21 protein-coding genes are annotated in these 18,812 nt (G+C 69.3%); 9 read left to right on the forward strand and 12 right to left on the reverse strand.

Annotated features, from left to right (window positions below):
* Positions 1-6: 6 nt before the first annotated feature.
* The 3 genes from ACQGNW_RS13850 to ACQGNW_RS13860 are packed head-to-tail and all read right to left on the reverse strand — an operon-like array spanning position 7 to position 3,027.
* Positions 7-771 carry a DUF1365 domain-containing protein gene (locus ACQGNW_RS13850; RefSeq protein WP_426663801.1) on the reverse strand — a complete coding sequence of 255 codons (765 nt, stop codon included), beginning with the start codon at positions 769-771 and terminating at the stop codon, positions 7-9.
* A complete protein-coding gene (locus ACQGNW_RS13855) occupies positions 768-2,048 on the reverse strand; it encodes an NAD(P)/FAD-dependent oxidoreductase (RefSeq protein ID WP_426663802.1) in 1,281 nt (426 codons plus the stop codon). The genes ACQGNW_RS13850 and ACQGNW_RS13855 overlap by 4 nt, the downstream gene beginning before the upstream one ends.
* 1 nt (position 2,049) lies before the next feature.
* Positions 2,050-3,027, reverse strand: a complete 978-nt coding sequence (locus tag ACQGNW_RS13860) for an acyl-CoA desaturase (RefSeq protein WP_426664771.1) — start codon at positions 3,025-3,027, stop codon at positions 2,050-2,052.
* 126 nt (positions 3,028-3,153) lie between these two features.
* Here ACQGNW_RS13860 and ACQGNW_RS13865 point away from each other — a divergent pair, with 126 nt between their 5' ends.
* From ACQGNW_RS13865 to ACQGNW_RS13885, 5 genes are all read left to right on the forward strand, one after another.
* A complete protein-coding gene (locus ACQGNW_RS13865; protein ID WP_426664772.1) occupies positions 3,154-3,780 on the forward strand; it encodes a sigma-70 family RNA polymerase sigma factor in 627 nt (208 codons plus the stop codon).
* Complete coding sequence (locus ACQGNW_RS13870; RefSeq protein WP_426663803.1) at positions 3,777-4,463, forward strand: ChrR family anti-sigma-E factor; 687 nt, start codon at positions 3,777-3,779, stop codon at positions 4,461-4,463. Before ACQGNW_RS13865 ends, ACQGNW_RS13870 begins: the two co-directional genes overlap by 4 nt.
* A 307-nt stretch (positions 4,464-4,770) precedes the next feature.
* On the forward strand, positions 4,771-5,496 hold the full coding sequence (locus ACQGNW_RS13875) for an SDR family NAD(P)-dependent oxidoreductase (RefSeq protein WP_426663804.1): 726 nt from the start codon (positions 4,771-4,773) through the stop codon (positions 5,494-5,496).
* Between the two features lie 19 nt (positions 5,497-5,515).
* Complete coding sequence (locus ACQGNW_RS13880) at positions 5,516-5,647, forward strand: DUF2256 domain-containing protein (protein ID WP_426663805.1); 132 nt, start codon at positions 5,516-5,518, stop codon at positions 5,645-5,647.
* Between the two features lie 8 nt (positions 5,648-5,655).
* Positions 5,656-6,324, forward strand: a complete 669-nt coding sequence (locus tag ACQGNW_RS13885) for a Rossmann-fold NAD(P)-binding domain-containing protein (protein ID WP_426663806.1) — start codon at positions 5,656-5,658, stop codon at positions 6,322-6,324.
* 16 nt (positions 6,325-6,340) lie between these two features.
* Here the strand turns inward: ACQGNW_RS13885 and folE are convergent, their stop codons facing one another.
* The 5 genes from folE to ACQGNW_RS13910 all read right to left on the reverse strand — a co-directional run bounded on the left by folE (position 6,341) and on the right by ACQGNW_RS13910 (position 11,563).
* A complete protein-coding gene (folE, locus tag ACQGNW_RS13890) occupies positions 6,341-7,066 on the reverse strand; it encodes a GTP cyclohydrolase I (protein ID WP_426663807.1) in 726 nt (241 codons plus the stop codon).
* A 110-nt stretch (positions 7,067-7,176) separates the two neighbouring features.
* Positions 7,177-8,706: a cryptochrome/photolyase family protein gene (locus ACQGNW_RS13895; protein WP_426663808.1), complete on the reverse strand. Its 1,530-nt coding sequence runs from the start codon at positions 8,704-8,706 to the stop codon at positions 7,177-7,179.
* A gap of 12 nt (positions 8,707-8,718) precedes the next feature.
* Positions 8,719-9,477, reverse strand: coding sequence for a hypothetical protein (locus tag ACQGNW_RS13900; protein ID WP_426663809.1), 759 nt, complete (start codon positions 9,475-9,477; stop codon positions 8,719-8,721).
* On the reverse strand, positions 9,474-10,043 hold the full coding sequence (locus tag ACQGNW_RS13905; protein WP_426663810.1) for a lipocalin family protein: 570 nt from the start codon (positions 10,041-10,043) through the stop codon (positions 9,474-9,476). The genes ACQGNW_RS13900 and ACQGNW_RS13905 overlap by 4 nt, the downstream gene beginning before the upstream one ends.
* A gap of 98 nt (positions 10,044-10,141) precedes the next feature.
* The gene (locus tag ACQGNW_RS13910) at positions 10,142-11,563 is read right to left on the reverse strand and encodes a cryptochrome/photolyase family protein (RefSeq protein WP_426663811.1); all 1,422 of its coding nucleotides are present in this window, start codon (positions 11,561-11,563) and stop codon (positions 10,142-10,144) included.
* Between the two features lie 274 nt (positions 11,564-11,837).
* Between ACQGNW_RS13910 and ACQGNW_RS13915 the strand changes: the two genes are divergently transcribed.
* The gene (locus tag ACQGNW_RS13915) at positions 11,838-13,067 is read left to right on the forward strand and encodes a patatin-like phospholipase family protein (protein WP_426663812.1); all 1,230 of its coding nucleotides are present in this window, start codon (positions 11,838-11,840) and stop codon (positions 13,065-13,067) included.
* Positions 13,068-13,355: 288 nt separating this feature from the next.
* Here ACQGNW_RS13915 and ACQGNW_RS13920 read toward each other — a convergent pair whose 3' ends face one another.
* Positions 13,356-14,270, reverse strand: coding sequence for a LysR family transcriptional regulator (locus tag ACQGNW_RS13920; RefSeq protein ID WP_426663813.1), 915 nt, complete (start codon positions 14,268-14,270; stop codon positions 13,356-13,358).
* A 118-nt stretch (positions 14,271-14,388) separates the two neighbouring features.
* Between ACQGNW_RS13920 and ACQGNW_RS13925 the strand changes: the two genes are divergently transcribed.
* The 3 genes from ACQGNW_RS13925 to ACQGNW_RS13935 all read left to right on the forward strand — a co-directional run bounded on the left by ACQGNW_RS13925 (position 14,389) and on the right by ACQGNW_RS13935 (position 15,982).
* On the forward strand, positions 14,389-15,138 hold the full coding sequence (locus ACQGNW_RS13925; protein WP_426663814.1) for an SDR family oxidoreductase: 750 nt from the start codon (positions 14,389-14,391) through the stop codon (positions 15,136-15,138).
* Between the two features lie 178 nt (positions 15,139-15,316).
* Positions 15,317-15,739, forward strand: coding sequence for an alpha/beta fold hydrolase (locus ACQGNW_RS13930; protein WP_426663815.1), 423 nt, complete (start codon positions 15,317-15,319; stop codon positions 15,737-15,739).
* A 132-nt stretch (positions 15,740-15,871) separates the two neighbouring features.
* Complete coding sequence (locus ACQGNW_RS13935) at positions 15,872-15,982, forward strand: SDR family oxidoreductase (protein WP_426663816.1); 111 nt, start codon at positions 15,872-15,874, stop codon at positions 15,980-15,982.
* A gap of 47 nt (positions 15,983-16,029) precedes the next feature.
* Here ACQGNW_RS13935 and ACQGNW_RS13940 read toward each other — a convergent pair whose 3' ends face one another.
* Genes ACQGNW_RS13940 through ACQGNW_RS13950 form a run of 3 tightly spaced genes read right to left on the reverse strand, consistent with a single transcriptional unit; the run spans position 16,030 to position 18,673 of the window.
* Positions 16,030-16,878 (reverse strand): cytochrome c3 family protein, encoded by an 849-nt coding sequence (locus tag ACQGNW_RS13940; RefSeq protein ID WP_426663817.1) that lies wholly within the window; start codon positions 16,876-16,878, stop codon positions 16,030-16,032.
* Positions 16,875-17,453 (reverse strand): hypothetical protein, encoded by a 579-nt coding sequence (locus ACQGNW_RS13945; protein ID WP_426663818.1) that lies wholly within the window; start codon positions 17,451-17,453, stop codon positions 16,875-16,877. Before ACQGNW_RS13945 ends, ACQGNW_RS13940 begins: the two co-directional genes overlap by 4 nt.
* 5 nt (positions 17,454-17,458) lie before the next feature.
* Positions 17,459-18,673, reverse strand: coding sequence for a 2Fe-2S iron-sulfur cluster-binding protein (locus tag ACQGNW_RS13950; RefSeq protein ID WP_426663819.1), 1,215 nt, complete (start codon positions 18,671-18,673; stop codon positions 17,459-17,461).
* Between the last annotated feature and the right edge of the window lie 139 nt (positions 18,674-18,812).

The following is an 18,812-nucleotide window of genomic DNA, read 5'->3' on the forward strand; positions in this document are numbered from 1 at the left end:
CGGGCCTCAGGAGAGCTGCGGGTGATCGTGGAAGGGAGTGCGTTTCAGCCACAGGCGCAGCGCGTTCCAGTAGATCGCGCCCACCACCTGCGTCGTCATCAGCGGATAGCGCCACAACACGCGCGCCAGCGACGCCCCTGTGAGTGGCCGCCGTTGCAGGCGCAGGTGGGCGTCGAACTGGCGTTCGCCACCGTGCAGCACGTTCATGTGCACCTGCAGCTCGTCGCCGGGCAGGCTGAAGCGCCAGTCGTAGTCGCGCTCCATCGGCAGGAAGGGCGAGACGTGGAAGGTCTTGGGGAAATCCCAGCGCAAGAGGCGCCCCTGGCCTTGCGCGGTCTCGCGCGGCAGCACGTAGGCGTGGCGTTCGCGCCAGGGCGTGTTGGTGATCTCGGCGACGATGCAGTCCAGCGTCTCGCCGTCCTCTTCGTAGCAGTAGTAGAAGCTCACCGGGTTGAAGACGACGCCGCCGTAGCGCAGGTGGGTGAGCAGGCGGATCGGCCCGGCCGGACGCCGGCCGACCGCCAGTTCGACGCGCTGGCGCACCGCCTCGGCCAGCGGCAGCTCGGCAGGACCGAGGTAGTCGCTGCGACGGAACTCGGCGAGGTTGCGGCGACCGTTCGACCACAGCCAGCGGCCGGCGAACAAACGGTCCAGCTCGTCGAGGTCGAGGTACAGCTGCGCCATGCGGTAGGAGAAGGCGTGCGGTTGCGGCGAGCGGCGGCGATGCCACACCGTGCCTTCGTACACCGCGCTGCACAGTGGCCCGCTCATGCGGCTTCTTCCGATGGCGTGACCGCCCCGGTCGCGTGCCAGCGCACGTCGAGCGCGTCGGCCACCTCCACCGCGCTGCGCATGCCGTCCTCGTGGAAGCCCCAACCCCAGTAGGCGCCGGCGAACCAGGTGCGGTTGACGCCCTGGATCTCCGCCTTGCGCTGCTGCGCCGCCACCGAGGCATGCGTGTACACCGGATGGTGGTAGCGCATCCGCCGCAGCACCCTGGCCGGGTCGATCGCCTCGCTGCGGTTGAGCGTGACCACGAAGGGTTCGGGTGCGTCGAGCGACTGCAGCAGGTTCATGCAGTAGCTCACCGTGCACGGCGCGCCGGGCTCGCGCGGGATGAAGGCGTTCCACGCGGCCCAGGCCTTGCGCCGGCGCGGCAGCAGCGTGGCGTCGGTGTGCAGCACGACGTCGTTGGCCTGGTAGGGGATCGCGCCGAGGATCGCGCGCTCGGGCTCGCTGGCGTCGGCCAGCAGGGCCAATGCCTGGTCGCTGTGGCAGGCCAGCACGACCTGGTCGAAACGTTCGGCCCCGGCCTCGCTGGTCACCATCACGCCGAGCCTGTCGCGCCGGATGTCGCGAACCGGGTTGCCCAGCCGCTCGCGCACCTTCCAGCGCTGTCGCATGGCGCGCACGTAGCTGGCCGACCCGCCGCGCACCACGCGCCACTCCGGTCGGCCGGCCACCTGCAGCATCTGGTGATTCGCCATGAACTGCACCAGGTAGCGCGCCGGAAACGCGAGGATCTGCTCGGCCGGCGACGACCACAACGCCGAGGCCATCGGCACCAGGTGTTCGTCGCGGAACGCGGCGCCGTAGCGATGCTCGGCAAGCCAGTCGCCCAGTGTGGGACCGGGACGTGGGCCGTGGAGCAGGGCCGGCGCCTCGCGGTAGAAGCGGAACAGGTCGCGCACCATGCCGATGAAGCGCGGCGAGAGCAGGTTGCGGCGCTGGCAGAACAGCGCATCCAGCGAAGTGGCGTTGTATTCCAGTCCGCTGGCCTCGTTATGCACCGCGAAGCTCATCGTGGTGGGCCGCGAGGCCACGCCCAGCTCGTCGAACAACTGCGTCAGCAATGGGTAGTGCACCGGGTTGTGCACGATGAAGCCGGTGTCCACCGCGTAAGGGCGTCCCCCGAGCTCGATGTCGTGCGTGTGCGTGTGGCCGCCGAGATAGTCGTTTGCCTCGAACAAGGTCACCTCGTGGTGGCGGGAGAGCAGCCATGCCGAGGCCAGGCCCGCGATCCCTGATCCGATCACCGCGATGCGCATCTCAGCGCTCCGCCTTGGCGAGCACCCAGGCGGGCACCGGTTTCAGGTCGTGCACCAGCCCGAGCAGGGCCATCAGCTTGAGGCCGTACCAGGTCAGGTCGATCTCCCACCAGCGGAAGCCCTGGCGTGCGCTGCCGGGAAAGTAGTGGTGGTTGTTGTGCCAGCCCTCGCCGAAGGTGAGCAAGGCCAGCCACGGGTTGTTGCGGCTGTCGTCGCGGGTGGCGAAACGGCGCGATCCGAAGCGATGTGCCAGCGAGTTGATCGTCACCGTGGCGTGGAATAGCACCACGGTGGAGACGAAGAAGCCCCATACCAGCAACTGCCCGCCGCCGGTGTGCAGCTCCGGCGCTACGCGCTGCAGCAGCGCACCCAGTGCGTACAGCGCCGCCGCCAGCGCGACCGGCACGGCGATGTCGTAGCGGTCCAGCCAGCGCAGCTCCGGATACGCTGCCAGGTCCGGCACGCGCTCCAGCTCGGTGCGGAATGCCCGCGGCGTGAGGAACCAGCCCATGTGGCTCCATAGAAAGCCGTGCACGCCGGGCGAATGGGGATCGAGAGCGGTGTCGGCATGACGGTGGTGGTGGCGGTGGTGCGCCGCCCACCACAGCGGGCCGCGCTGCACGCAGGCCGCACCGATCAGCGCGAACGCAAACTGTACGGCGCGCGAGGTGCGGAACGTCTTGTGCGAGAAATAGCGGTGATAGAAGCCGGTGAGAGCGAACATCCGCAGCGCGTACAACGCCGCAGCCACGGCGAGCGCCGTGGGCGACACACCCACCCAGATCACACCGATGCAGGACAGGTGCACTGCGACGAACGGCGCAGCGCGCAGCCAGTCGATGCGGTCGGCGAGCGGATCGTCCAGCGGCTCCGGCGCTTCCGCCGTGTCGAACCACTGGCGCAGGCTGCGGCGGTGTGTCGGCTGGGCAGCCGTGCTGGCGGTGTGGGCGGAGTGGGGGGACATGGCGGCGATCCGGATGACTCGTTGCCAAGCGATACGAGGCAGACAGGCAAATGGATGCATGCCGCCAACGATCCGGGGTGCATCCGATCGGCGCCGGCACACGTACAGGCCACGGAGCACCCATGGTCGCCTTGCCCTAAGATGAATTTCCACCATCACCCAGCAAGCCTGTCGCCATTCGAGGTGGCGCGAGCCATGTCGAGCAGCGAGAGCCAGACACGGGATGCCGACTACTGGTCGGCCCAGATGGAGGCGGTGGCGCGGCAGCGCGACCGCGACTGCTTCATGCGCATCTACGACCACTTCGCACCGCGCGTGCGGCTCTACCTGAGGGGAATGGGTGCGCCCGAGGCGGTCGCCGAGGAACTGGCCCAGGAAGCCCTGCTGCGGTTGTGGCAGCGCGCAGGCCTCTACGATGCCGCGCGCAGCGGCCTGTCCACCTGGCTGTTCCGCATCGCGCGCAACCTGCACATCGACCGTGTGCGCCGCGAGCCCTGCTGGGTGCCGATGGACGACGAGCCGGGGTGGCTGGACAGGGACGACGCCGACGAATTTTCCTCGGCCGAAAGCCACGCCGCGCACGCCGACCTGCAGAACCGCATCGAACGCCTTCCGGCCATCCAAGCTCGCCTGATCCGCATGTCCTACTTCGAAGCCAAATCCCACCAGGAAATCGCCGACGAACTCGGCATGCCCCTGGGCACCGTCAAATCCAGTTTGCGCCGCGCATTCCTGCGCCTGCAGCTCGGCGCAAGGGGGCAGGCATGAACCCGCGCCACCATCTCGACCAGGCCACCGTGGTCAGCTTCGCCGCGGGCGCGCTCTCGCAGGAAATGGCCGCCGTGGCGGCCACCCACATCGAAGTGTGCCGGCTCTGCCGGGAGCGCCTGTCCGAGGCCGAGCGCATCGGTGGCGCCCTGCTGGGCCAGCAGCAGCCTGCAGCGGATGCCGACGCCGCGCGCGGCGCCCGCCTGCGCGAAGCGATGCTGGACCTGCTCGAAGAGGAGCCGAAGCTCGAGGCGGACGCGGCCGACGGGCGCCTGCGATCGACCGATGCGCCTGTCGACGCGGACTGCCTGCCGCGGCCGTTGCAGCCGTACTTTGGCCGTTCCTGGCGCGCGCTGCGCTGGCGCTGGATGGCGCCGGGCGTGCACATGATCCGCGCCGCGCGCGGCAGCGGCGACACGCTGATCCTGCTCAAGATCGCGCCGGGCAAGAGCATGCCGATCCACAGCCACCAGGGCACCGAGCTCACGCAGATCCTGCAGGGCGCCTACGACGACGCGCTCGGCCACTATGCGCCCGGCGATGTCGCCGACCTCGACAACGAGATCCAGCACCAGCCGATCACCGCGCCCGGCGTGCCCTGCGTCTGCGTGGCCGCGCTGGATGCACCGCTGCGCTTCCCCGGCTGGCTGGCCCGCAAGCTGCAGCCGCTGGTCGGGTTGTGATCCTGCCGGGCACACGCGATGTCGGTCGCCGTGCCCGGCACCATCGGCTTTGAGCGTCGATTGCGGCGGCCTTGCCCGCCGGCCTGTGGCACGTCGTCAACGCGGGCTATCTGCTCGAGCCCGGCATGGCATTGAAGGCCGCCATCCGCGCCTGAACAGGCCGGGCGTCGCAACAGCGGCAGCGGCACGCGCCTGGCCTCGTCGCGCCTGCAAATCCTGGCACTGATACCGGCGGATATCGGCTCGACCTGCATCCGCCGGGGCCCGATCCACGTAAGAGGCGGCAACGCTTCCTTGGGATCCTGCCGTGTCTTCTGCCGTCCTGATCTACGGAGCCACCGGCGGCGTCGGGTCATGCCTGGCGCGGATGCTCGCCAGCGAAGGCCACCGGCTCCACCTGGTGGCGAGAAACGCGACGGACCTGAAAGCGCTGGCCGATGAACTGGGGGCGGGCTGGACGGCGGCGGACGTGCTCGACGACGACTCCTTCGCCCGTGTCGCCGAGCGTGCACCACAGACATTGGACGGCCTGGTATACGCCGTGGGCAGCATCAATCTCCGCCCGCTGGCGCGGATCACGACCGCCGATCTGGAGCGCGACTATCGCCTGAACGCCGCGGGAGCCGCGCTGGCAATCCAGGCGGCATTGCCGGCCCTGCGGGCCAGTACCGCGAGTGTGTCGGTGGTGCTGTTTTCCTCGGTGGCCGCCGCGCGCGGCTTTCCGATGCACAGTTCCATCAGCATGGCCAAGGCGGCGGTGGACGGCCTGACGCGGTCGCTGGCTGCCGAATTCGCGCCTGCGATCCGCGTCAACGCCGTGGCCCTGTCGCTGACGCAGACCCCTCTGGCCGGCAGCATGGTCGCCAGCCCCAAGATGCGCGATGCGATCGCTGCGACCCATCCGCTGGCGCGGCTCGGGCAGCCGGAGGACGCCGCGCATCTGGCGGCCTTCCTGCTCTCGTCGCGGGCGGACTGGATCACCGGGCAGGTCATGGGCCTGGATGGCGGTCGCGGCGCGATCGCCTCGAAATAGGACGCACCCGATGCCCCGCATGCGCAGCAAACACGACCTGCCCAGCAAGCGTTGCGTGACATGCGGGCGCAGCTTCGTCTGGCAGCGGAAATGGTCGCGTGACTGGGAAAGCGTGAAGTACTGTTCGCGACGTTGTCGCGGCCGAGCCTGAGGCGGGAAATGGCACTGAATATTCTGCTGGTGGGGGCGACCGGGCTGGTCGGGCAGGGCGTGCTCAAGGTGCTGCTGCAGGACCCCGGGGAGCCGCAGGTGACGGTGCTGGTGCGCCGCCCGTTCCCCGCTGCGTCACCCCGCGTGCGCGTGATCCAGGTGGCGGACTTCTCGACTGCCGCACTGGAACGACTGGATCTCGGCGGCTTCGACGCCTGCCTCTACTGCGCCGGACCGCTGCCCCAGCTGCTCTCGGAGGAAGCGTACCGGGAGGCGACCGTGGGCGTGCTGGAGCGTGTGTCGACGGCGTTCGCCAGGGCCAATCCTGGCGGCTACCTGGTCTACGTCTCCGGCGCGGCTGCCGACGCAGGCAGCCGCTGGATGCCCCTGCGCGTCAAGGGGCAGGCCGAGCAGGTGCCAGCCCGGGTCGGCCTGGCGTCCACCTGCCTGCGCCCGGGCGGGATCCGGCCAACCCAGGGAGAACGTTCGCCGCACCGCTTCCGGCGCGGCATCTACCGGTTGGGTGCGCCGGTGCTGGCGCTGGCGGAGAAGCTGATGCCGGGAAGCTTCACCACCACCGAGGCGCTGGGGCGCTGCATGCTGGCGCTGGTCCGTGCCGGAGCGCCTTATCCGCCGATCGTGGAGAACCGGCAGATCAGCGCCTTCGCATCGCGCTGACCCGGGCCGGGCGGACTCATGCCCCGTGCCGGGGCAACAGGCTCAGGAACTCCTTGCGCAGCGACGGATCGCCAAGGAACGCCCCGCGCATCACGCTGTTGGTCATGCGCGCCTCGTCGTCCTTCACGCCACGCCAGTGCATGCAGTAGTGGTCCGCCTCCATCACCACGGCGACGCCGTCGGGCTGCAGGCGCTGTTCCAGCAGGTTGGCGATCTGGCTTACGGCCTCTTCCTGGATCTGCGGGCGGCTCATCACCCAGTCCACCAGCCGTGCGTACTTGGAGAGGCCGATCAGGTTGGAACCGGCATTCGGCAGCACGCCGATCCACACGCGTCCCATGATCGGGCACAGGTGGTGCGAGCAGGCGCTGCGCACGCGCAAGGGCCCCACCACCATGAGTTCGTTCAGGCGTTCCGCGTTGGGAAACTCGGTGACGGCGGGCGCCAACTGGTAGCGCCCGGCGAACACTTCCCGCACGAACATCTTGGCGATCCGGCGCGCGGTTTCACGCGTGTTGTGGTCGTGCTCGACGTCGATCACCAACGCGCGCAGCAGCGCCTGCACCTTGCAGGCGACTTCCTGCTCGATCGCCTCGAGTTCGCCGGCTTCCAGGTAGTCCGCGATGTTGTCGTTGGCGTGGAATCGCGCACCTGCGGCGCGCAAGCGCTCGCCGACGCGCTGCGAAACCGAGGCGGCGGGCAGGTGGGAGAGGTGCGGGATGTTCGGCATGGGCGTGGACATGGTCTTCCTCGGTCGCTGGCGGGACGGAGTCCCGGCGTGCAGGCACATCGGGGGCTACCCGTGTTTCTACGTAGCCAGGCGCGCGTTGGATCCCGTCGGACCGGCGGCCGTCACAGTTCGTCCAGGCGGGACAGCAGGGTTGCGGCGCGTGCACGCAGCTCGTCTAGTCGTGCCGGCGCCATGCGGTCCAGCTGCCGGTACGGCATCGCCAGGCGCGGGTTGTGCGCGAGACGCGCGCGCTCGCGCCCCAGGAAATCCCAGTACAGGGCATTGAACGGGCAGGCGCGTTCCCCCGTGCGGTCCGCCTGCCGGTAGTGGCAGGTGCTGCAGTAGTCGCCCATCCGGCGGATGTAGGCGGCGGCGGAAACGTAGGGCTTGGTGGCCAGCAGGCCACCGTCGGCGAACTGGCTCATGCCCAGCGTGTTGGGCAGCTCGACCCATTCGAAGGCGTCGATGTAGATGCCCAGGTACCAGCGGTGCAACGCGTGGGGATCGAGTCCGGCCAGCAGGGCGAAGTTGCCGATCAGCATCAGTCGCTGGATGTGGTGGGCGTGCGCATGTTCCAGCGACTGCGTGATGGCATGGTGCAGGCAGTTCATGCCCGTGGCGCCGGTCCAGAACCAGTGCGGCAGGCGGCGCGCGTGGCCGAAGAAATTGCCTGTGGCGTAGGCCGGCATGCGTGTCCAGTAAACGCCGCGCACGTATTCGCGCCAGCCGAGGATCTGCCGCACGAAACCCTCCACCGCGGCCAACGGCGCCTCGCCCGCGTGCCACGCAGCCTCCGCGCGCGCGATCACCTCGCGCGGCGAGAGCATCTTGACGTTGAGCACGAAGGAAAGCAGCGAATGGAACAGCTGCCGCGCATGACGGCTCATCGCATCCTGGTAATCGCCGAAATGGGGCAAGGCGTTGCGCACGAAGGCATCCAGCTGCAGCAGCGCCTCGGCGCGGTTCATCGGCCAGCGGAAGTCCTCCGCCTGCGGCTGGCCGAAGCTGCGCACGCCGGCGGCGACGATGCGCTGCCACAACAGGCGATGGTCGTGGCAGGCTCGCGGATCCGGCGGCTCGGCCGGCGTGCCGGGCCAGGCCTTGCGGTTGGCGGCGTCGAAGTTCCAGCGCCCGCCGGCCGGCTGCCCGTCCGGTTCCATCAGCACGTGATGCACCCGGCGCATCTGCCGGTAGAACGGCTCCATCGTCCAGCGCCGGCGCAAACCGAAGAACGCGGCGGCATCCTCGCGCCGGGTGAGGAAATGCCCGGTATCCACCATGTGTGCCGGGATGCCCAGTCCGTGCGCGTAGTCGGCGAGCTGCCGGTCCAGGCGCCACTCGTCCGGGGCCTGGTATTCGAACGCGGTGGCAGCGGACTCGCCGATCAGGCGATCCAGGTTGCCAGGGATGGCGTGCCGGTTGTCCGCATCGTCGATCGCCAGGTAGCGCACCCGGTGTCCGGCCGCCTGCAGCTGCCGCGCGAACTCGCGCATGGCGGCGAAGATGGCCAGGATCTTCTGCGCGTGGTGCAGGACGTAGTCGGTCTCCTGGCGCACTTCCATCAGCACGTAGAGCACGTCGGGATCGACGCTCGCGAACCACGCGTGTTGCGGGTTCAACTGGTCGCCCAGCAGCAGGCGCAGCACGGTCACGGGTGGCGCCGGTCAGTCGAAGCGCGCCGATGGCTGGCGTCGCATTCCGAGGCTGTGCCAAAGCGAGCATGCCGCCACCACGCCAGCCAGGATCAGGGCGGTCCATGCCGCGACGCCGGCGCCAGCCAGGTCTGACGCATGCTGCCTGGCGTACACGCCGAGCAGGCCCCAGACCACCGCCGACGCGTACCAGGGATTGCCGGCCATGCGGGCGATGGCGGTCAGCACCAGTACGGCCGCCAGCGCGAACAGCGCCAGCGTCCACGGCAGCATGTGTGCGAGCGGGAGCAGGCGGAAGGCCACGATCACCTGCGCCACGTTGAGGAATACCGCCAGCGATACCCAGCCCGCGTGCAGCGACAGCGGCATCCATTGCCACCACGGGCCGCGTGCGTGCCGGGCCGTGCGCGAGACCTGCCATGCGGCAGCCAGCAGGCAGGCCAGGCTGCCCCAGATGATGGCCAGTGCCAGCCAGAACCATTGCAGCGAAAACACCACCATCCACAGCGACGTCAGCGCGAAGCCCGCCGCCGTCAACGGCCGGATCCGCCGCAAGGCCGGGTCGTTCCGTCGGTCCAGGCACTGCCAGGTGCCGTAGAGCACGTCCAGCAGGAAGATCGGACCCCAGATCGCAAACGCGTAGCCCGCGGCCACGATCAGGGTCGGATAGCGGTCGGAAATCGCGCCGTTGGTGGGCCCGAACAGTCCGCTGTTGGACAGCCAGGCCACCGCCGGCATCGTCCACGCAAGCAGAGCAACCAGGTATCTCATGGGCAGGCGCCGCCGAAGGTGTGGCTATCCGGGTTGTTCTCCGGCCAGCGCTGCGGCGCCTTCGCGATCCTGGCGACGTCGTAGCCCATGCTCTTGGCGCGATTCAGCATGGCCTGGTAGTCGGCGTCGGAAACCTGCGGCGTGCGCGCCATGTACCAGAGGTAGTCGCGGGCATCGCGCACCACCATCACCTGGCTGTAGTCCGGCTTCAGCCAGCCGACCAGGTATTGGGTGCGCAGGAACACGAAGAAGCGCACGCGCCATTCGCCGTTGCCGCTGCCGGGCACCACGCTGGCGGTGGAATGGATCAGCTTCACCGGCGCCTCGAAACTGCCGGGGCGCTGGCGGAACCAGGTGCAGATCGTGCCGTCCGCGCTGCGGCTGTAGGTCTCCACGGGGTTGTGGCCGCCGCGCTCGAAGCGGGTGGGAATCGAGGCGATCACGTACCAGCGGCCCATGTAGCGGGACAGGTCCACGCCGTGTACCGGCGGGATCGGGTCGGTCGTGCCCGCGCATGCCGTCAGCGAGAGCATGGCCAGCAGGGCAATGGCGAGGATGGTGCTCATGCGTTTCACGTCGATACCCGGCAGCGGCGCGGCACCCGTTGCCGCCTTCCTGCATACGGTGGGACGGCCCGATTGGATGCCGCTTCGGCGCTGCCCGCTCAGCGGGACGGCAACGCCTGCCATGCGTCCAGCGCCGCCTCGCGCGTGGCGCCGACGTCCACCATGGGCGCGGGATAGCCGCAGGCGGCGAGTGCCGCCGGGTCGCGCCATGGCTCGTGCAACAGCTTCGCCGGCAGCGCGGCCAGCTCGGGCAGCCAGTGCTTGAGGTAGGCCGCCTCGGGATCGAACTTCGCCGCCTGCGTGTACGGGTTGAACACGCGGAAATACGGTGCGGCATCGGCGCCGCAACCCGCGACCCACTGCCAGCCCAGCGTGTTGTTGGCGAGGTCCGCGTCCACCAGCGTGTCCCAGAACCAGCGCGCACCGTGGTGCCAGTGCTGGCGCAGGTTCTTGGTGAGAAAGCTTGCCGCGATCATGCGCACGCGGTTGTGCATCCAGCCGGTGTGCCACAGCTCGCGCATGCCGGCGTCCACCAGCGGGATGCCGGTGCGGCCGCGCTGCCAGCGGCGCAGGGCAGCGGCATCGTCGTCGACCCAGCGGAAGGCATCGAAGCGCGGGTTGAAGTTTTCGGTGGGCGTGCCGGGGAAGTGGTAGAGCAGGTGGTGGGCGAACTCGCGCCAGCCCAGTTCGCGCAGATAGGGTTCGGGGTCGGGCCGGCGGCGTGCATCGTTGCGCCCGGCGCGCGCCTGCAGGGCGTGCCGGATCTGGCGCGGCGTGATCTCGCCGAAATGCAGGTGCGGCGACAGGCGCGAGGTGCCGTGTCGCGCGGGCAGGTCGCGGCCGTCCGCGTAGTCGGCCAGGGCGTCGTCGGCGAACACCTCCAGCAGTTCCTGCGCGCCGGCTTCGCCGGGCTGCCACTGCCCGGCCAGTCCGTCGGCCCAGGGAATGCGCGGCAGGAGTTCCAGCGCCTCCAGCGGCAGGCTGCCGGGCAAGCGCAGCCAGGTGCGGGCGCGCACCTCGGGCAAGGGCGGCTCGTCCGTCAGTTGCGCACGCAGCTTGCGCCAGTACGGCGTGAACACGCGATAGGGCTGGCCCTCTGCCGTGGCCAGTTGCCACGGCTCGCACCACAGGTTGCCGGGAACGCTGTGCACGGCGTTGCCGTCGGCGCGCAAGGCCGCCTTGAGTCGGGCGTCGCACGCGATCGCGGCAGGCTCGTAGCGGCGACTCCAGTACACCGCGCAGGCGCCGCTGGCAGCGATCAGCGCACGCAGCGTGGGCAGGCTGTCGCCGCGCGCGACGTGCAGCGTGGCGCCCTGCGCCGCGAGGCGCTGCTGCAAGGCTTCGAGCGAGCGGTGCAGCCACCAGCGACTGGCCGCGCCGGGCCCCCAGGGCGCCTCCTCGTGCGGGGCGTGCAGATACACCGGCAGCACCCGTTCGTGTGCGGCGCAGGCGGCGACCAGCGCGGGCTGGTCGGCCAGTCGGAGGTCGCGCCGGAACAGTACGAGAGCAGTGTCGTGCATGGTCGATGGCGACTTGCCTGTGGTGGCCGGTGTCCTTCGCCGCGTGCGGACTGTACCGTGGAAGCCGGTCGCGCGGGACGTCGCTCTCATCGGGCAGCGCCGCTCCGCAGCGACCGGCTGGCGGTCGAAGACGCATTGTGTGGCTACGTCCCGGAGCCACCGTGCGGGCGGCGCTCCGCCCGCTTGATGACGCGAGGCGGTTGCCACATGCTGTTGCTGCTGCGTCGTCGGGCGATACCATCCCAGATGGACGCTGGTCGCCGGAGGAAAGGGCATGGTCCGCATTGCGCATGCTTCCGCCTTGTGCGCCGCCTTCGGCGTTCTCTGCGGCTGCGCGTCGGCGCCGCGATTGCCGCCGCCTCCCGAACTGGCGCCGCGTGCCGCCCCTGCGGGATTTCCGCCGGACATCCGCCTGCTCACCATCGATCGCGCGACATACAACCGGCGCATGCCGGTGGTCTTCGGTCGTCTGGCGCAGGCCGCGGACGACGGCAGCATCGACTATCTCGTGCTCTCCGGCGGCGGATCAGGCGGAGCGTTTGGCGCGGGAGCGCTGGTAGGCCTGACGCAAGTCCGCCAGCGGCCGCAGTTCGAGGTGGTCACCGGCGTCAGCGCCGGTGCGCTGCTTGCGCCGTTCGCCTTCCTCGGTCCGGAGTGGGATCCGGAGCTGAAGGCCGCCTTCGATGGCAACCCGAGACTCGACCTGATGCACGGCAAGCTACGTACCGTAATCGCGCGGCTGTTTTTCCCCGGCGGCGCCACACGGCACAGTGCCTTGCAGCGACTGGTCGACCACTATGTCACCGACGCCATGCTGCAGGCGGTGGCGGCCGGGTGGCGCAAGGGGCGCTTGCTGTTCGTCGCCACCACCGACCTGGACAAGCGCGAAACCGTGTTGTGGAACATGGGGGAGATCGCGGCGCAGGGCGGCAAGCCGGCGCTGAAGCTGTTCCGCGAAGTGCTGGTGGCCTCGGCCAGCGTGCCCGGCATCTTCCCGCCGGTGCTGATCCAAGTGCGCGAGGACGGGCGCGACTATGACGAGATGCACGTGGACGGCAGCATCACCACGTCGCTGTTCGCCGCGCCGCACGTGGCGCAATTGCTGCCGGCGGGGAAGGCCGGCAGGCTGCCGGTGAATCTGTACGTCATCGTCAACGGCAAGCTGGCCCAGAAGCCGCTGGAGACGCCGCTGAACACCATCGACGTGCTGTCGCGCAGTTTCGACGCCGACCTCACCTACAAGATGCGCGAAAGCTTGCTGCTGGCCATGGACTACGCCCATCGGCAGCACATGCGGTTCCGGCTCACCGAGATACCGCCCGCATACCCCAAGGCGGGCTTCGTCGATTTCAGCCCGGAGCACATGCACGCGCTGTTCGACTTCGGTGCGCGCTGCGCCGAACGCGGCGAGTTGTGGGAAACCCCCGAGGATTCCATTCGCCACAATCTCGCCCGCGCTGCGGAGAGCGGGGCGCTTGCCGAATCGTGTCCGGCCGCGCCTTGAATCGCCTGGAGCGGGCGGCGCAAGCGGCGGCGGCCGGGCGATGCGCATCCATGAGCATCCGGGACAAGCCGGGCGCTTTTGGACAAGCCACGCCCGAGCCGCTTAAGGACGATGCGGGGCGACGACCGTAGGCGGCGCGATGCATGGTGCCTCTCCCCATGGTCGGCTTGACGGCAACGCCGGCCGGCCCGGTCAACTACAGGAACGGGCCGGCGCGACTTTCAACGGGCGGGTTTCCGGCCGGGAACCCGCCGGCAGTGCGGACTCCGGGCCCCCTGCATGGGCCGCTCAGAGGGGTACCGGAATCCCGTCGATCAGCCGCCTGGCAAGCCGAGGCTGCCGGATCTGCTCCAGCCACCAGGCGAGCGCGCGCCCCTCGTGGTCGCCGCGCCAGGCGGCAAACAGCACGTTCGGCTCGCGCGGGTCGGCCATCGCCTTTTCCACCAGCGCGCCGCCCTTGAGCAGGGCGGAGACGCGGTGCCGGGGCAGCCAGCCCACGCCCAACCCGTCGCGCTGCGCGAGGATCTTCGCGTGCATGGTCGGCACCGCGAGCGTGGCCTGGCCGCCGAGCACGCCGTAGGCCCGGCTGGTTCCGCGCGAGGAGTCGGCGACCACCACGGAGCGATGCGTACTCACCTCCTGCTGGCTCAGTGGCTCGTCTGCCTTGGCCAGCGGATGCCGCGGCGACACCGCGAACACCCATTCCATCCGGCCAAGCTCGAACCAGCGGAGCTGGGGGATCACCGGCGGCTCGTTGGTGGCGCCGATCACCAGGTCGGCGCGACCGTCGCGCAGCGCCTCCCAGGTGCCGCCGAGCACCTCGTGCGTGATGCGCAGGCCAACCCCGGATTTCAGCGCGTCGAAGGCCTTCACGACGGGTAGCAGCGTATCGAACTCCAGCACCTCGTCGGTGACGATGTGCAGCCGGTCTTCCCAACCACCCGCGACCTGCTTCACGCGCCGCGTGAGGCGGGCGACGTCGTGCATCAACCGCGCGGCCTCCTCGGCCAGCAGATGGCCAGCCGGCGTGAGCTGCAGGCGATAGCGCCGGCGGTCGAACAGCAGCGCGTCGAAACGCGATTCGAGCTGCCTCGCGGCGTGCGAGACGGTCGATGGCGCCCGTCCCAGCCGCGCCGCGGCGCGCGACAGGCTGCCGGTCTCGCGGATGGCTTCCAGCAGGGCCAGTTCGTCCTCGGTCAGCATGTGCAATCTCTTCGAACGAGTTCGTCGATCCGATGGTACGGCAAAGCGCGCGGCCCGGCGCAGCATGCTTCCACGTTCAAGCAAGCCACCGAACGTCCTTTCCAACCAGGAGCTCACCATGAACCGTTTCGCCAACAAATCCATCCTCGTCACCGGCGGCAGCAGCGGCATCGGCCTGGCCGCGGCCAGGGCCTTCGCGGCCGAAGGCGCCCGCGTGGTCGTCACCGGCCGCGACGCCAAGGCACTGTCCGCGGCACTGTCGGCGCTGGGTCCGAACGCGATCGCCCTGCGCAACGACGCCGGCTCGGTCGCCCAGGCGCGTCAGCTCGCCAGCGACCTGGCCGCGCAGTCGATCAAGCTCGATGCCGTCTTCATCAACGCCGGCAGCGCCAGGTTCGCGCCGTTCGCCGACGTCGACGAGGCGCTGTGGGACCAGAGCTTCGACACCAACGTGAAGGGCGCCTACTTCCAGTTGCAGGCGCTGCTGCCACAACTGAACGCCGGCGCGTCCATCGTCATCAACGGCTCGATCAACGCGCACATCGGCATGCCGAATTCGTCGGTGTACGCCGCCAGCAAGGCCGCGCTGATCACCCTGGCCAAGACCCTGTCGGCCGAGCTGCTGCCGCGCGGCGTGCGCGTCAACGTGGTGAGCCCGGGCCCGGTGGCCACGCCGCTGTACGGCAAGCTGGGCCTGGACAAGGCGACGCTGGAAGCGACCGCCGCGCAGATCCAGGCGCAGGTGCCGCTGGGGCGCTTCGGCACCCCGGAGGAAATCGCCGCCACTGTGCTGCACCTGGCGTCGCCGGAGTCGGCGTTCATCGTCGGCAGCGAGATCGTCATCGACGGCGGCATGAGCCAGCTGTAACGTCGCAGCCACCGTTGCCGCGATCCGCGCGGCAACGGTGGCTACCTGCGGGGGGCGCCGCGAGTCCTGTTCGACAAGCCGTGGCACCGTTCTTCGCCGCCACCGCGCCCATCGTGCCGATGGCCATGCGGCGGCAGGAGGCCCATCGCGCAAGGCCGCTATGCGGTCACACGAACGCGTGACGCTGCACTCCCTCGAACCCGGTGCGGGGAACGGCACTCCGGTCGTCCTGCTGCACGGCTACACCGAAACGAGCCGCGTGTGGCGTCCGCTGACGGACACGCTGGGCGAGGGCAGGGTGGTGATCGCCCCGGACCTCCCGGGCGTGGGCGACTCCGGCATGCTCGACAAGGGGTACGACAAGGCCACCGTGGCACGCGACATCCACGCGCTGGTCCGGAAGCTCGGCTTCTGCAAGGTGAACCTGGTCGGCCACGACCTCGGCCTGATGGTGGCCTGCGCCTACGCCGCGCAGTACCCCCACGAAGTCGACGGCGTCGTGTTCATGGATGCGTTGCTGCCAGGCATCGGCGATGTGGTAGTAGGTGTGGCTGCTGCGCGACAAGTGGCATTTCCATTTCCACGGCGCCACGCCGCCTGAAGGACCGCGACATCCGCGTCAATGTGATCAGCCCGGGGCCGATCGACACGCCCGGGCTCGGCGGGCTGGCTGACTGCGCGCAATCTCGGCGAACTCAAGCGCAAGCTGCGCGCCACGGTGCCGATGGGCCGCATGGGCACGCCAGCGGACATCGCCAGGGCGGTGCTCTACCTCGCGTCCGGGGAATCGTCCTTCGTCACGGGCATCGAACTCGTGGCGGATGGCGGCGCAGGGCAGGTGTGATGAGTGCGAGGGTGCCCGCGTCCGCAAGGCCTGCACGCGCCCCCGTCTCAGTCGTCGTCCTCGCGCCCGGATTCGGCGTCGCCACGACGGTGGCATCTGACGCAATCGGTGGTGTCGCGGATTCCTTCCTCCCGGTGTTCGGCCTGGATTTTCTCCGGGGTGTGTTCATGGCATCCGTAGCAGGTATAGCGGCTGAAGTCGCCGCTGGCGTGGCACGTCGCGCAGGGAGCGTTGTGTTCGCCCACCAGCGGGAAGTATCGGGCGTGGTCGAAGGTGGCGGGTTTCCATTGCGCAGTGCCGTGGCACTGCTGGCAGTTGCCGTCGATCTGCCGGTGCAGGGCGTCCTTCGGCGGCGCATGACACGCCGCGCATTGCTGCTGCACGTCGACGGCGAGCAGGCTGTGTCTGAACGCAGCAGGCTTCCAATGCTCGGGTGTGTGGCATTGGGCGCAGTTGCCGCCAACTTGCCGATGCAACGGGTTGGCCGGTGGCGCGTGGCAGCTGGCGCAGCGCTCGCGAATGCCGCCGTCAAGCAGCGTGTGGGTGAACACGGGGTGGGGCGGCTGGGTGAGCTTTACTCCCGCATGCTCGGTATGGCAGGCCATGCAGTCCTGTCGCGCCAACGCTTGGTGGAACGGCAACCTGCCCGCCTTGGGAGGAATCAGGATGCCCGTGGTGGTGCGTCGCCCGATATCGGCCACTGCGTGGCAGGCCGTGCAGCGATTCGCAGCTGCGCCGCGCAGCGGCGCGTGGCAGGCGAAGCAATCGTCGGCGAGGGCCGCATGGGCTGGCGTCAGCGGCCCGGGGCTGATCATCAGGTTCGGGTAGACAAAGGCCAGCCCCAGCAGCACCAGCAGGTCGAATCCGATCACCAGCAGCAGCCAGCGGCGCTTCATTTCCATCCCCAGAACAGGAAGATGCTGACGATGTGGGCCAGCGCCAGCACGCCGAACGCCAGGGCAATCGGGAAATGCACCCGGCGCCATTGCTTGACCACATCGAAGGTCATGATGTCGACGTGCAGGCGCTCGTCGAGGTCGGCGTCGCTCAGGCCCTGCCGCTGCAGCTTTTCCCGGACTGCGAGCAGGCGCTTGCGCGAGCGTTCCAGCAGGAATTTCCCGGTCAGGCCGCTGCCGAAGTTGATGAGCATCGCCCACACCGCCAGCCAGCCGAGGATCGCGTTGAAGTGGATGCCGGCATGCACCAGCACCAGCAGCGAGCCGAGCCAGGCCATGCGCTGGTGCAATCGCAGCAGCAGCAATGGCTGGCCCACGTGAATCAGTTGCCGCTTGCGCAACGAGTAGCCAAACGAGCCGATGATCAGCAGCACCCCGGGAATGCCCAGATAGCGGCCTACCCAGACCAGGCCGAGGTAGTGCAGCAGGGCATCGAGCAGCAGCGCCAGGCCGGCGAGCAAGGCCAGCGACAGCATGAACGGCACTACCTCGCGCAGAAGCAATTGGGCTTTCATCGAGCTCATGCGTCGAGCACCAGTGGCGATCGCGGGATGCCCACGCACAGCAGGCACCGGCCTGGGGTTACCGGGTAGTCGGGCGTATGCGCGTAGCCGACGGTTCCCTCGATCAGCACCGTCTCGCAGCTGCCGCAACTGCCGGCGCGGCAGCCTGATTCGACGGAGACGCCGTGGCGTTCCGCGAAATCGAGCAGCGACGCGTCCTGCCCATCCCAGGTCAGGGTCCGGCCGGAACGGCGGAACGCCACCTCGAACCGTGCGTTCGTCTCGGCCTGGTCTTGCGTGGCTCCGGTGGCGCCGAGGCGGATGGAGGCCGGCCCGAATGTCTCGAAATGGATGTCCTGCACCGGCACGCCCCAGTCGGCGAGCGCCGGCACCAGGCTCTCCATCATGGGCGTCGGTCCGCACACGTAGAACTGGTGGTGCCCTGCCGGCAGGGTCTGGCGCAGCAAGGGCACGTCGATGTATCCGGTATGCGGGCAGTTGCGGTCATCGGTCGCGGGATTGCTGCACACCACGTGCAGGTGGAAGGCTGGGTGGGTTCGCGCCAGTTCCGCCAGCAGTTCCCCGAACGCCAGCTCCTGCGCAGTGCGCACGCCGTAGTAGAGATGCACGCTGCGCCCGGGCCGCTCGGCGAGGCACCATCGAAGCATGCACAGCAAGGGGGTGATGCCGATGCCACCTGCGATCAGCACCACGGGCATATCGGCGGCGGGATCCAGCACGAACCGGCCTGTCGGCGCCTTCACCTTGAGCACGTCGCCAACCTGGACCGTGTCGTGGAGGTGGTTCGAGACCTTTCCGGGCGGAAGTTCCGGCTGGCCTGGCGGCGCCAGCGCGCGCTTGACCGTGACGCGGTAGTGCACCGGGTCCGGCAGTTCGGAGAGCGAATAGCAGCGCACGAGCGGACTGCCTTGCCCGGCTCCGGCGTTGACGGCGAAGGTGAGGAATTGGCCGGGCAGGAACGGCGGCAGCATCGCGCCATCCAGCGGTGCCAGATAGAACGAGCACTGGCTGTGGCTGGAGTCCTCGAATTCGCGGCGTACCACCCGGAACTCCCGCCAGCCCGTCCAGGCGACATGGGCGGACGGTGCTGCAGGCAGTGGCATGGCGCCGGCCTCGCCACGGCGCCGCCGCCACACGGCCATGCCGATGCCCGCCAGCAATTGAAGCAGCAGGGCGGCGCTGATATAGGCCAGCAAGGTCAGCGCGGTCATGGGGAAGGGCCGGACTGTGGCTGGCCCCCGCTTGCTGCCGTCGCCTCATCCACCGGCCTCTCCGCACGCAGCCTCCCTGTGCTTGCCGGGGCTGCAACGGATGGAATGCGGGGCATGGGCCAGCCTCGTGTGCCAGGGA

It is taken from the genome of Rhodanobacter aciditrophus, assembly GCF_050026795.1.
Taxonomy (GTDB): Bacteria; Pseudomonadota; Gammaproteobacteria; order Xanthomonadales; family Rhodanobacteraceae; genus Rhodanobacter_A.